Genomic DNA, 13,083 nt, shown 5'->3' on the forward strand with positions numbered 1-13,083 from the left:
CCGGGCCCCAAGTTTTTCTTGGCAGCCCTTTAAAAAATTGTCGGTTGAGCGGGAAGGCAGCCGTCCCTAGACTCGCCGGCTGATTCACGTACTCCGAGGAAACCAACGCATGGCCAGCACCGTCTTGATCGAACGCAACCAGACCATCGCGACGGTCACACTGAACAAGCCGGAGAAGTTGAACGCGCTCGATCTGGAGATGTGGCGCGGCCTCGCGCTCGCGTTCAACGAACTGTCCGCGGACGACAGCCTGCGCTGCATCATCCTGCGCGGCGCGGGCGAACGGGCCTTCGCCGCGGGGGCCGACATCGCCGAGTTTTCGAGTGTCCGATCGACGGTCGCGCAGGCGCGCGCCTTTGCGGACATTACGCATGCCGCGATGCAGGCCATCGTCTCCTGCCGCCATCCCGTCATTGCGATGATTCGCGGCGCCTGCGTCGGCGGCGGGCTGGAAGTCGCCTCGGTGTGCGACATGCGCATCTGCGGGGCGTCGAGCCGCTTCGGTATTCCCGTCAAGCGCCTCGGCCTGGTCGTCTCGTACAGCGAACTTGACCCGCTGGTGTCACTGGTGGGCAGCGCCGTCGCGCTGGAGATCCTTCTCGAAGGCAGGGTCTTCGATGCCGCCGAAGCTCTGGCCAAGCGCCTGGTCAATCGGGTAGTGGCCGACGACGATCTCGGCAAGGAAGTCGACGCGGCCGCTCAGCGCATCGCCGAAGGTGCGCCGCTGGTGGCGCGCTGGCACAAGAAGTTCGTGCGCCGGCTGGCCGACCCGGCGCCGCTCACCGCGGCCGAGCGCGACGAGTGCCATGCGTGCTTCGAGACGGAAGATTTCAGGATCGGCTACCAGGCCTTCCTGGACAAGAGCCAGGCCTTCTTCAAGGGCCGATAGAGGCCCGTGCCGCAAGCTCTCTCGCCGCGTTGTCCTTGGCGACTTCGCTGCGGACCCAGTGGGCGAAGGTGGCGATGAGCGGATCTTCCGCGCGCCCCTCAGGATAGACGAGGTAGTACGAGAACTCCACCGGCAGGCTGACATCGAATGGACGTACCAGACGCCCTTGGGCAAGATCCTGCTCGACCCAGTTCTTCTTGGCGAGCGCCACGCCCAGGCCATCGATCGCGGCGTTGATCACCAGGTGGCTCGGCCGGAATGAAGGCCCCCGGTTGGCGTCCACGCCCACCACGCCGGCATGCTTGAGCCACATCGCCCAATCGGGATTGCTGACATCGGTGTAGACGCTGTCGTCGTGCAGCAGGATGTGGTACTTCAGGTCGGCTGGCTCTCGCAACGGATGCTCTCCCTCGAGCAGTGCCGGACTGCACACGGGAAACACCTCCACCGGAAGGCACAGCTCGGCATGCAGGCCCGGATAGACGCCCCGTCCATAGCGCACCTCCAAGTCGAAATCGTCCCGGTCGAAATCGACCTGCTTGGCCGACGTCGAGACCTTGAGGTCGATCTCGGGATGCTCTCTCATGAAGCGATCCATGCGCGGGATTAGCCACTTGACGGCAAAGGTCGGCGGCACGTTCATCCTCAAGATCGTCGGGTTGCCCCTGAGGTGCAACTGGTGCGTGGCTTCCGCCATCTGCTTGAATGCGCGCTGGATGCCCGGCAGATAGGACTGTCCGGCTTCGGTCAGAACCAGCGACTTGGCCTGGCGTACGAACAGCTGGACGCCAAGGCTTTCCTCCAGAGTCTTGATCTGGTGGCTGACGGCGGCGGCCGTGACGAAGAGCTCTTCCGCGGCACGCGTGAAGCTCAGGTGCCTCGCGGCGGCTTCGAAGGTCCTGAGCGGATTGAGTGGAGGAAGGGGGCGCGACATGGTCTTTTCGATGGGCGCAATTGAGCGGAGATCTCACAGGGGGTCACAGGTGTCGATCGATGCATGCATCGGACACAGCTCGGATTATCGTCAGACCAGCGACGGTCGCGTCGAGGCTCGTGTGCAGCAAAGGGCCAAAATCGTGTTGTGGCGCTCAGGGCTGGCAGGACAAGGACATCGCCGCCGAGGTCGATCTGGATCGGCGCCGGGTGGCCTTGTGGCGCCAGCGCTTCCTGGACGTCGGGGTGGAGGCCCTGAAGCACGATGCGCCGCGCCCCAGGCGCACCCCCGCAGTCACGGCGGAACTCGAATCGAGCATCGTGGACAAGTCGCTTCACGAAAAGCCCATCGCCGCCACGCACTGGAGCACGCGCACGGTGGCTGCGCAGGTCGGAGTGGGTCCGACAACCATCCGCCCTGTGTGGATGTCCCCGCTCGAGCCCGAGTAGTACGGCCCCGCCAACGCCCGCGACCATCCCTTTTACTCCGATCAAGCCCGGTACAGCGTTGACAGGCCAGAGCCTCTTGACCACCCGCCGCACCTCCGAAGCCGCCGGCTCTGCCGGATCATTCTCGAACCCCAGCGCCTGGGCCAGCTTCAGCATGATGCTCGCAGCAGGCGACCCAGATGATCCGCTGCCTTGTACGCGGGATCGCCCTGCGCGGCGCTGCCCGGCAGGCGTAGCGCGACGTCCGCGCCGATCCTGCCTGCCCTGATCGACGCGACCACACGCATCAGGTCGTCCCAACCCGCCCGTATCGCCTTGCGCGACAGGCGCTTGACCGTCGCGCGTTCGATGGCTTCGGGAACCTCGAAGCCCGTCGGCACGAACAGCTTGCGCTCCCGGAGATCTTGAAGGCGAGGCGGAACGAAATCGCTGGCGGATCGACAGGACGTCGCCATCTCCGAGTTGGAAAAAGTGCTGGAGATCGAAGTCCGTCAGGCGAGCGGGCAGGGCTTCCAGGCCGACGAAGCGATAGACGTAGGTGGACAGGACCGGCAAATCCAGGCTGTCGAGGGACTGTACATGGCAGCCGCCGGCCGGCCGTCCTTGAGCAGCGCTCCGACACCCGAAAACCCGCGCCAGCAAAGGCTTCCGGAGCAAACCGGATCAAACTACATGAAAAGGACGACCAGTGCGCCAGGAGACTGGCAGAGAGTAGTCGATGAAAGTTCGATACAGGAAAGGAATAGCGAACCGCCCTGACCCCGAGTCATGCGGCGGCGCCCGTGAGGGCGCCGTCGAAGCGTTGACAGGGGAGAGCGCAGGCCAGCCATTGAGCCGCGAAATAATTCTGTCTGGAGCGCCGACGCTGTTGATCGAAGCGGAAGGCAACACTGACGAGGGCGCTACACGCGAGTCCTCGCCGGGCTCCACGCGGTCGAAGACCCTGAGCATGCGCAGAAGCTCTCTGTACAGGAACTGGGAGATCTCGTCAGTGCCCGCCGAACCCATGAAGTTGGATGGGGCGACGGGCGGGTCGGGGAAGGCCGATGGCCGCACGCCCGACGTCAACGCTGGCGAGAAGTCAGATGCTTGCGTAGTACCGATGAGCGCTCCGAACAATGGCGTGGCCTGCAAGCCAGCGCCTGCGGAGGAGCGGGAGGGAAGGCAAGCAGCCAAGAGGAACGCCGAACAGTCCCCCGCGCCCCGGACCCAGAGCCGGACCCGCGCGTCGATGGGGTTGGACGGCGTACGTGAAGCTGCCAGTGCCCAAAAGGCAACGGGCAGAAAATTGCAGTTCACTGCGCTGATGCACCACATCACGCCGCAACTGCTGATCGACAGCTTCATGCATTTGAAGAAGTCGGCGGCGGCGGGTGTCGACGGGGTGACATGGCGCGACTACGAGGAAGGTTTGGCCGAGCGGATCGGCAATCTGTGGGATGCGGTGCAAGCTGGCCGCTACCGTGCCCTGCCCTCAAGGCGGGTGTACATCCCCAAGGCGGACGGCAAACAGCGTCCGCTGGGCATCGCTGCGCTGGAAGACAAAATCGTCCAGCAAGCGGTGGTGACGGTGCTCACGCCGATCTACGAGGCTGACTTCCTCGGGTTCTCCTACGGGTTTCGGCCCGGCCGCAACCAGCACAAGGCGCTCGATGCGCTCTGGGTGGGATTGCATTGGAAGAAAGTGAGCTGGGTGCTCGACGCGGATATCCGCTCGTTCTTCGACACCGTCGCTCACGAGTGGTTGATGCGGTTCCTCGGGCACCGCATTGCGGACAGGCGCGTCCTGCGGCTGATCCGCAAGTGGCTGACGGCCGGCGTCATGGAAGACGGGAAGATACAGGAGGTGCGTGTGGGTACCCCGCAAGGGGCGGTGATCTCACCGCTGCTGGCGAACATCTACTTGCACTATGTCTTCGACCTGTGGCTCCAGCGATGGCGGCGCCGCGACGCCAAGGGGGACGTGATCATCGTGCGCTACGCCGATGACAGCGTCGTTGGCTTCCAGTTCGAGGCCGAAGCCTCGCGTTTCCTGGAAGCCTTGAAGGCGCGGTTAGCGCAGTTCGGACTGTCGCTCAACGAGGAGAAAACGCGTGTGTTGCAGTTTGGCCGCTTCGCGGCCAGTCAACGCCAGCGCGCCGGCCTTGGCCGGCCGCAGACATTCGACTTTCTTGGGTTCACGCACATATGCTCAACCAAGCGGTCGAATGGACGCTTCACCGTCAAGCGGCTCACGTCGAGCAAGCGGATGCGCGCCACCCTCAAGGCGCTGCGGCAGGCGTTGTACCGACGCCGGCACGAACCGATCGCAGTGGTCGGCACATGGCTTCGCCGTGTGATGCAGGGCTACTTCAACTACCACGCCGTCCCCGGCAACAACCTGCGCCTGAGCCGATTCCGATCAGGAGTCTGCAAGGCTTGGTTGCACGCCCTTCGACGACGTGGGCAGTATGGCCGTATGTCCTGGGCGCGCTTCCTCAAGCGGGTAGCGCCATATGTACCGTCAGTCCACGTGCTGCACCCTTACCCGGCGCAGCGCTTCTTCACGTCATGACTCAAGGCAGGAGCCGTATGCGGTAGCTCTGCACGTACGGATCTGTGCGGGGGGCGGAGGGCAACCTCCGTCCCTACCGCAATCCCCTTTCAAGGCTTGCCGTGGATCTGCACCCGCCGAGGCGGATCAATCCGCCGCGAAGCAGTAGAACAGCCCGGCTCCGCCGGTCTTCGGCAGGTCATCCTTGCCGCAGCCCGCGGTGTTGTGCGAGGAGTTCCACGACACCGCCCAGGGGTCCTGGCTGGGACCCGAGCGGTCGAAGTGGCCCACGATGGCCGAGCCGGCGCCGTTCTTCGTCCACTCGCCGCAGGTCATGTCGGGCTGGTTCGGGAACGACGCGGGCGCGCTGCCGTCCGGTCGCGTGCCGGTGAGGATGTCGTGCTGGTTGGGCTGCTTGGAGCGGTCGTTCGCCACTGTGCCCTTCTCGCTCAGCGCGGTTTCCTTGTTGACGTTGTTCTTGTCGCCATGCAATTCGGCGACGTTGCTTGCGATGAGCACGCCCTTCTGGTTGAACCACGGGCCTTTGCCGATGCGGTCGCGCGCGTGCACTGCGGCTGTGCTGGGCGGGATGAAGCCCGTGCTGAGGTAGGCGCGCCACGTGCGATTTCCCGCACCGACGGCTGACGCCAGCTTCCGGCAATGCGCATCCGCACCCGCTAGGCCGCCCAGATTGGCGCCGTCGCCCGGATTCACGCTGGTCACGAAGAAGCTCATCGGTCCGGTCTTCGGCGCGGAGGCGCAGGACACGACAAGGGCGGCCACAGATGCGGCCGAGACGACATACATCAGGCGACGGGTGCAGCGCATTTGCAGTTCTCCGGTGAAGCGGCAATAGCTTACGTTTGGGCAGCAACACTATTCCTCGGGGGTTACCCGACCGATCGGCGCTCAGGTATTACCCTTCATTGTCTCGCGCGTGGACGGAACGCTTCTCGGCCGCACACCTGTCGGGAGTGGGTCAGCCCCGCCGGCACCGCTTCGTCCTCTCAGAACCCCGCCGCCAGCCCATCCCTTCTGAAATCGGAAGCGGCGCCATAGCCTTCCACTTTCGGATCGCCCGCGCGCCAGATGAACTGGCCGGCACCGAAGTCCTGGTAGCTGTCGCGGATCACCTCAACCCTGTGGCCGCGGTCCAGCAGAGCCTGCACCGCCGCCTTGTTCATCTGCTGTTCGATGTTGATCTCCAGGCCCTGGTTGAAGCGCCAGCGCGGCGCATCGCACGCCGCCTGCGGGCTCTGCCGGTGATCGAGCATGCGCACGAGCGTCTGCACGTGCCCCTGCGGTTGCATGTTGCCGCCCATCACGCCGTAGGACATCACTGGCTGGCCGTCCTTCGTGAGAAAGGCGGGGATGATGGTGTGGTACGGGCGCTTTCCCGGTGCGACCTGGTTGGGCCCGGGCGCGAGCGAGAAGCCGTGGCCGCGGTTCTGCAAACTGATGCCGAAGCCCGGTTCGACGCAGCCCGAGCCGAATCCCATGTAGTTGCTCTGGATGAAGCTCACCATCATTCCGTTCTCGTCGGCGGCCGTGAGGTAGATGGTGCCGCCCTTCACGGGGTTACCAGCCTGGAAATCCTGGGCGCGCTTCATGTCGATGAGCTTCGCCCGGCTTTCGAGGTAGGCGTCGTCCAGCATCTGTTCAGTCGTCACTTCCATGCTCGACGGTTCGGCGACATGGCGATGCACGTCGGCAAAGGCGAGCTTCATCGCTTCAATCTGCACGTGCTGCGAGTCGGCGCCATCCACCGGCAGGCTGGCCAGGTCGAACTTTTCGAGAATGCCCAGCGCGATGAGCGCGGCGATGCCCTGGCCGTTGGGTGGGATCTCATGCAGCGTGTAGCCGCGGTAGTTCTTCCGCAGCGGCGTGACCCACTGCGGCCGGTAGGCGGCGAAGTCCCTGGCCGAGAGTGCGCCGCCGTTTTCCTTCACGAAGCGTTCCACGGCGTGCGCGATTTCCCCATCATAGAAGGCGCTGCCGCGCGTCTCGGCAATGCACCGCAAGGCCTTCGCCGCTGCCGGAAACCGGAACAACTCGCCGACGCGCGGCGCCCGACCCCAGGGCAGGAACGACTGCGCGAAGCCCGGCTGGCCGCCCAGCTCGGGCATCGCTGCCGCCCACTTCTGCTGCACCACCACCGGCAGCAGGTAGCCGCGCTCGGCGATCTCAATCGACGGCTCCAGCAAGTCGGCGAAAGGCAGCTTGCCGAAGCGTTCCGACAGGGCCGTCCACGCCGCCACCGCACCGGGAACAGTGATGGAATCGACGCCGCGCCGGGGCATCGCGGCGTTGCTCTCGGCGTACTTGCGCCGGAAGTAGTCCGGCGTCCAGGAGGATGGCGCCGGGCCGGAGGCATTGAGGCCGTGCAGTTCCTTACCATCCCACACGATGGCGAACGCGTCGCTGCCCAGCCCGTTGCTCACCGGCTCGCAGATCGTTATGGCCGCCGCCGCAGCCACCGCCGCGTCGATCGCGTTGCCGCCTTTCCACAGCATCCGCAGGCCCGCCTGCGCCGCCAGCGGGTGCGAGGTCGAGACGAGGTTGCGCGCGAAGACCGGAAGGCGAGTGCCGGCGTAGGGATTGTGGAAGTCGAAATGCATCGGGCTTACAACTTGAACGACCGCGCTATCTGCACCACCGCCTGCTTGTCGAACGCATTGATCTCGTCGATCAGCTCGTTGCTGAACAGGCGGTTCGGATCACCCAGCTCCTCGGCCAGCTTGGGGTTCTTGCTGCTCTCGGCAGCCATTTCGATGTTGGCCTTCCACTCGGCCAGCGACGAAGCGCCCATGCGCTGGTCCGCATCGTCCGGCCGGCGCATCCAGCTGTTCTTGCGGTCCTTCAGAATGAAGGCCAGCTCCTTGCGCGCCTCTGCCTCGCTGCGGCCCTTGGGCCGGCTCTCTGGGTACACGGCCCAATGCAGATCGATGCCGGCGTCGAGGTTGGCGTTCGCGAAGATGGTGGACTTGGCGATGCCGCGGAACAGCGCCACCAGGTTCTTGCGCTCCTCCTTCAGCAGCTTGCGCGGCACGCAGATCCAGCCCGATCCGAGCTGCGCGAACCTCGGCGTGAGCGGCACATAGCGCAGTGGGGTGCCCACCAGCTCGATGCGGGCCGCCGCGGTGTCGAAACTCACCATCGCGTCGACGCGGTCGTTGTCGATCGCCGCACCGGCCGGTGCGCCGTCCCCGATGGCGATGTACTCGCACTTGTCGTCCTTCAGCCCCAGTTCGGCGAGCATGGTCTTGGTGACCACGATCCCGCTGTCGCCCTGGCTGCGCACGCCAATGCGCTTGCCCGCCAGGTCCGCCGCCGACGTGATCGGGCTGCCCGGCTTCACCACGATCACGTTGGCGTTGCGCGGCAGCCATTTGTAGACGCTCACCAGGTCCAGCGTCGGGTCCTTGGCCATCGCCAGCAGCAGGATACCGGGCACGGCGGGCCCGAAGTCCACGTGGCCGGCGCGCAGGCTTTGCAGCGCCTGCGTCATGCTCGACATGTTGACGTACTCCACGTCCACGCCGCCGGGCTTGTAGAAGTTCAGCTTGGGATGCTGGCCCGAGGTCACGAAACACTGCTGCGGGTCGTTGACCGCCGCGGTGTTCGCCACCTTCATCACGCGCAGGTTCTGCGCCAGCGCCGGCTGCCCGCCGGCGAGTCCGAGGGCACCCAGGCCCAGGCCGAAATCACGTCGTGTCAACATGGTCCACTCCTTGCCGGCACCCGCCGGCCCCGTTGAAAGAAAACAGCTCGTGCGGATCTAGACGTTCACGGTGCGCTGCGAGGTGTCGGCAGGCATCCAGTGCAGCACCCGCCGCTGCACGCGGCGCAGCAGCGCGGTCAGCGCAATGCCGATCACCGAGAGCAGGACGCACACCGCGAAGCTGCCGCCGGTGTCCGCTTGCGCCTCCATCTGCAGGATCAGCACGCCCAGGCCTGCCTGGGCGCCGACGAATTCCCCCACCACCGCGCCCACCACGCTGAAGGCAGCGGCCATGTTCAAGCCCGCGAAGATGTAGGGCAGGGCGCTCGGGAACTTGGCCTTGCGGAAGATCTGCCAGGGCGTGGCGGACAGGGAGCGCAGCAGGTCGACGCGATCCGGGTCCACCGCCTTGAAGCCCGCGATGCTGGTCACCAGCACCGGGAAGAAGGTGAGCAGGCAGATGATCATCACCTTGGAACTGATCCCGAAGCCGAGCCAGACCACGATGATCGGGGCCACCGCCACCTTCGGCACGCTTTGCAGCGCGGCCACGTAGGGTTCCAGCAGCGCCTCCAGCTTCGGCATCTGCGAGACCACGATGCCGATCGCCAGGCCGATGCCGCCGCCGATGAGGAAGCCCAGCAGGATCTCGGCCAGGGTGATGCCGCCGTGGTACCAGAACCCGTCCTTCGCCAACGGCCCGGTGGCCAGGCCGCGCCAGAGCGCGACCCCGATGTCGCTGATCGGCGGGACCAGGTGCTTGGGTACCTTGAACAGCCGCACGGCTGCTTCCCATGAGCCGAGCAGCGTGATCAGCAGCAGGATGGATTGCACGCGGGTGGATGCCAGCGGGTTGGCGCGGCGGACTTGCGGGGCCTTCACCGGCTCGGCGGCGGAGTCGCCGTTCCGCGCGGCATCGGTGGTGAACATGGTAGTGGTCATGGTGGCACCCCTTTTTCAGTCGAACGAAGCGGCATGCGAGAAGCGCTCGCGGATCGAGGCGGCGGCGGACGCGAACGCCGGGTCCGACATCACGTCCATCGTCCGCGGCCGCGCCAGGTCGATGGGCAGCACGCGCTCCAGCGTGCCCGGGCGAGGCGACATCACGAACACCTTGTCGCCCAGGAACACGGCCTCGGGGATGGAGTGCGTGATCAGCACCACGGTCTTGCCGCTTTCCATCCAAATGCGCTGCAGCTCGAGGTTCATGCGTTCCCGCGTCATCGCGTCCAGCGCGCCGAAGGGCTCGTCCATCAGCAGGATCTTGGGGTCGTGCAGCAGCGCCCGCGCGATCGAGGCGCGCTGCTGCATGCCGCCGCTCAGCTGGCGCGGCAGCTTGTGCTCGAAACCATCGAGGCGGACCATGTGCAGCAACTGCATGGCGCGTTTTCGCGCCTGCTTCATGTCCAGGCCGATCACCTCGGCCGGTAGCATGACGTTCTCGAGAATGGTGCGCCAGGGCAGCAGGATGGAGCTCTGGAACACGACCCCCACGTCTCGCCGCGTGCCATGGATCGGCTGGCCGTCGAGCAGCACGCTGCCGACCTCGTAACCGAGCAGTCCGGCAAGGATGCGCAGCAGCGTGCTCTTGCCGCAGCCGCTCGGGCCGACGATGGTGACGAAGCTGCCCTGCTGGATGCTGCAGTCGATCTGATCGAGCGCGAGCACGCCATCATGGCCGCCGCCGAAGCGCTTGGACAGCCCTTCGATGCGGATGTAGTCGGATCTTGCGGGTACAGCCTGCAGCGTCGTGTTCATGGCTTGACTCCAGCGGGATTCAGGAAGCGAAGGATGTGATGGGCGAGCACCTCCGGCGCCTGCATCGCCGTCACATGCCCGATGGCCGGCAGCAGAACGGCATCGGCGCCGCGGATGCGCCCGGCCATCGACAGCGTCACCGTCGGCGGCACCACGCGGTCCAGCTCGCCGGCCAGAACCAGCGTCGGCGCCACGATGTCCGCGACCCCGTTGTCCAGCGTCGTCGTCACGGTGGCCGCCCGCCGCGCGGACTGGGCCGATGCCGGCCGGGAATTCGCGAACACGCGCCGCAGCTCGGGGCGCTGGCGCAGAAATTCTTCAGGAAAGAACCACGTGGCCAGTTCCTCCGCCGTTCCCGGCAGGCCCTGCCGCAGCTCGGCCAGGCGGCGTGCGTCAGGGCAGAGCTCCTCGTACGGCCGCGGCAGCGGCCAGGTGCTGGCGAGGACCAGGCGATCGATCGAGCGCGGATGCAGCAGTGCCAGGGCTTGTGCCACCCTCCCGCCGAAGGACGAGCCGAACACGTGCGCGCGCTTGAATCCGAGCGCCTTGATCAATTGGTGCGCGTCGTTGGCCAAGTCGGCCAGCGTCGCCGCGCGCTCCGGCCCCCCGGTGTCGCCGCAATCGCGCTGGTCATAGGAGATCACGCTGAAGTGCTTCGCGAGGTGCGGCACCAGCGCAGCGAACATCTGCCGCGAGGCTTCCGCGCCATGCATCAGCACCAGGGCCGGGCCCTGGCCTGCGCGTTCGAAGGCGATACGCACCTCGCCGGCCTGCACGAAGTCGGTCATGCCGCGCCTCCCTCTTCCTGGTCCATCCAGAAGGTCATTTCGATCTTCAGGCCGCGCGGATCGTGCAGGAACAGCTGGTGGATCTGCCAGCCGGGGATCGGGGCCTCGGTGAAGGGCACGCCCAGCGCATCGAGGTGTTCACGCATCTCCTTCAACCCCTGCGAGCGGAACGAGATGTGGTCGACGTGGCCGGTGACCGGCTGCACCGCCGCGTCCGGCTTCGACAGATGCGCATACAGGTGCACGATCGGCTGGCCCTGCGCATAGAGCCAGGCCCCAGGCGCCGGAATCTCAGGCCGCGCCCCGGCCTGCAGGCGCATCACGCGCGTGTAGAAGTCGAGCAGCTGCGGCAGCTCCTCCGGCGTGCAGCGGATCGTGTAGTGGTGCAGTGCGGTGACGGGCATGGCATCAGTCCAGCAGCTTGGCGAGAACGGCAGAAAGCTCTGTGGCGGGGTCCGGCGGCGTCCAAGGCATGCGGAAGGCCACATGCCCGTCCGGCCGCACGAGCACCGCGCCGCGCAGGCCGAGCAGCAGGCCGTCCTTCTCGTGCGAGTCATCCAGCTGGTGCGCCTGCACGACGCGGCCGTTCCTGCCCGAAACGGCACGCGCCGCCGCCATCCACTCATCCGCCATCGGCCCCGCGACCAGCACGAACTCCTGGTCGAACCAGTCCAGCGTGGTGTGGCGCCGCGCCAGGTCCAGCCACAAGTGCGGGAAGCGTGCGCCTGGGCGATCGGTGGGTTCGTACCAGCGCGGCCGCATCAGGTGCCTGCCGGTGCCGTCGGGGATCACCGCGCCGTCCTCGTAGCAAAAGCCCAGCGACTGCCCGATGCTGTGGATGTGGTTGTCGCTGTCGCGGATCCAGAAGCCGATGCGCTCCGGGTTGCCGGAACGCAGCGCCTCGTCGCACTGGGTGAAGCGCGCCGCGTTGTGCAGGCTGAAGTCGGCGTTCGATTCCGCGACCGGCCGGCGTTCGCGCTCGTAGCTGTCCAGCAGGCGTGCGCTGGCGCGCCCCGTGAGCACGAAGGCCAGCTTCCAGGCGAGGTTGTGCGCATCCTGGATGCCGGAGTTCATGCCGTAGCCACCGTTTGGCGGGAAGCGGTGCGCCGAGTCGCCCACCAGGAGCACGCGCCCCTTGCGGAAGCTCGCCGCCACCTGGCGGCTCATGCGCCACACCGAGCGGTTGATCACCTTCACGTCCAGGTTGGGGACGCCGGCGACGGTGCGGGCGAGCCGCACCACTTCGTCGTCGGTACGCTCGCCGATGCGCTCGTCCACCTCGCGTCCCACCGGCAGCAGGCTCAGCCACCGGTCCTTGCCGTTGGTGTTGAGCACGGTCGTGATGGGGTAGGGCGAATCCTTCGCATACACGCGCCAGCCGGCGCAGATGGCGGCGTCGCGCACGTGCGAGAGGTCGGCCTGCCAAAACTCGTTGGCCATCACGGCTAGCGCGGCCGGCCCGCGCATCTCGATGTCGGCCTGCCGGCGCACCGAACTGGCGGCGCCGTCCGCGGCGATCAGGTACTGGGCTTGCCAGGTGACAGTCTCGCCGCTATCCACCTTTCGGCCGGTCACCGCGATGCCGCCGGCGCCCTCGTCGTAGTGCAGGAATTCGTGGCCGAAGAGGAAGCGGCCCACCTCGCTCTTGCGGGCGTGGTCCAGCAGTTCCATCTCCACCGTGTCCTGCGACTGGATGATCTTCCAGCACGGCGAGTGGCCCACATTCGGCTCCGGGTTGGTGCGGCCCCACTCGTGGCCGGTCATGGATTCGCAGAAGGTGAAGAAGTCGGAGCCGTCCGGCAGCGCGTGGCGCTTCATCTGCCCGTCGATGCCCCACTGGCGGAAGATCTCCATCGTGCGCGTGTAGGTGCCTCGGGCCTTGGGATGGTCCGTGGTCGTCGCGCTGCGCTCGAGCAGCACGAAGTCGACACCGAAGCGCTGCAGCAGGATCGCCATCGACAGGCCCACCGGGCCGCCGCCGACGATCACGACAGGGACTTTGCTTTGCATG

At 66.3% G+C, this 13,083-nt stretch carries 13 protein-coding genes; 3 read left to right on the top strand and 10 right to left on the bottom strand.

Features of this window, described 5'->3' with window-relative positions; all coding sequences use genetic code 11:
- Positions 1-109: 109 nt before the first annotated feature.
- The gene (locus AC3A6X_RS30700; protein ID WP_487845722.1) at positions 110-889 is read left to right on the top strand and encodes an enoyl-CoA hydratase/isomerase family protein; all 780 of its coding nucleotides are present in this window, start codon (positions 110-112) and stop codon (positions 887-889) included.
- Here the strand turns inward: AC3A6X_RS30700 and AC3A6X_RS30705 are convergent.
- The gene (locus AC3A6X_RS30705; RefSeq protein WP_487845723.1) at positions 876-1,823 is read right to left on the bottom strand and encodes a transcriptional regulator GcvA; all 948 of its coding nucleotides are present in this window, start codon (positions 1,821-1,823) and stop codon (positions 876-878) included. The two genes, AC3A6X_RS30700 and AC3A6X_RS30705, sit on opposite strands and share 14 nt — an antisense overlap.
- A 59-nt stretch (positions 1,824-1,882) precedes the next feature.
- On the opposite strand from AC3A6X_RS30705, the gene AC3A6X_RS30710 reads away from it, so the two are divergent.
- The gene (locus AC3A6X_RS30710; RefSeq protein ID WP_487845724.1) at positions 1,883-2,272 is read left to right on the top strand and encodes a helix-turn-helix domain-containing protein; all 390 of its coding nucleotides are present in this window, start codon (positions 1,883-1,885) and stop codon (positions 2,270-2,272) included.
- Between the two features lie 149 nt (positions 2,273-2,421).
- Here the strand turns inward: AC3A6X_RS30710 and AC3A6X_RS30715 are convergent, their stop codons facing one another.
- Positions 2,422-2,727: a Tn3 family transposase gene (locus AC3A6X_RS30715; RefSeq protein WP_487845725.1), complete on the bottom strand. Its 306-nt coding sequence runs from the start codon at positions 2,725-2,727 to the stop codon at positions 2,422-2,424.
- Positions 2,728-2,990: 263 nt separating this feature from the next.
- Here AC3A6X_RS30715 and ltrA point away from each other — a divergent pair, with 263 nt between their 5' ends.
- The gene (gene ltrA / locus AC3A6X_RS30720; RefSeq protein ID WP_487845726.1) at positions 2,991-4,826 is read left to right on the top strand and encodes a group II intron reverse transcriptase/maturase; all 1,836 of its coding nucleotides are present in this window, start codon (positions 2,991-2,993) and stop codon (positions 4,824-4,826) included.
- Positions 4,827-4,952: 126 nt separating this feature from the next.
- Here the strand turns inward: ltrA and AC3A6X_RS30725 are convergent, their stop codons facing one another.
- The 8 genes from AC3A6X_RS30725 to AC3A6X_RS30760 form a co-directional block, all read right to left on the bottom strand.
- Entirely contained in the window at positions 4,953-5,633 is a 681-nt protein-coding gene (locus AC3A6X_RS30725) for a hypothetical protein (RefSeq protein WP_487845727.1), read from the bottom strand.
- Between the two features lie 179 nt (positions 5,634-5,812).
- The gene (locus tag AC3A6X_RS30730) at positions 5,813-7,423 is read right to left on the bottom strand and encodes a gamma-glutamyltransferase family protein (protein ID WP_487845728.1); all 1,611 of its coding nucleotides are present in this window, start codon (positions 7,421-7,423) and stop codon (positions 5,813-5,815) included.
- Between the two features lie 5 nt (positions 7,424-7,428).
- Positions 7,429-8,526: an ABC transporter substrate-binding protein gene (locus AC3A6X_RS30735; protein WP_487845729.1), complete on the bottom strand. Its 1,098-nt coding sequence runs from the start codon at positions 8,524-8,526 to the stop codon at positions 7,429-7,431.
- A gap of 57 nt (positions 8,527-8,583) precedes the next feature.
- A complete protein-coding gene (locus AC3A6X_RS30740; RefSeq protein ID WP_487845730.1) occupies positions 8,584-9,468 on the bottom strand; it encodes an ABC transporter permease in 885 nt (294 codons plus the stop codon).
- A 15-nt stretch (positions 9,469-9,483) separates the two neighbouring features.
- Positions 9,484-10,284, bottom strand: coding sequence for an ABC transporter ATP-binding protein (locus AC3A6X_RS30745; protein ID WP_487845731.1), 801 nt, complete (start codon positions 10,282-10,284; stop codon positions 9,484-9,486).
- Positions 10,281-11,072 carry an alpha/beta fold hydrolase gene (locus tag AC3A6X_RS30750; protein ID WP_487845732.1) on the bottom strand — a complete coding sequence of 264 codons (792 nt, stop codon included), beginning with the start codon at positions 11,070-11,072 and terminating at the stop codon, positions 10,281-10,283. The genes AC3A6X_RS30745 and AC3A6X_RS30750 overlap by 4 nt, the downstream gene beginning before the upstream one ends.
- Complete coding sequence (locus AC3A6X_RS30755; protein ID WP_487845733.1) at positions 11,069-11,476, bottom strand: VOC family protein; 408 nt, start codon at positions 11,474-11,476, stop codon at positions 11,069-11,071. Before AC3A6X_RS30755 ends, AC3A6X_RS30750 begins: the two co-directional genes overlap by 4 nt.
- 4 nt (positions 11,477-11,480) lie before the next feature.
- Positions 11,481-13,082 (bottom strand): FAD-dependent monooxygenase, encoded by a 1,602-nt coding sequence (locus AC3A6X_RS30760; RefSeq protein WP_487845734.1) that lies wholly within the window; start codon positions 13,080-13,082, stop codon positions 11,481-11,483.
- Position 13,083 lies beyond the last annotated feature (1 nt).

This window comes from Variovorax sp. Soil_C_12 (assembly GCF_057657375.1).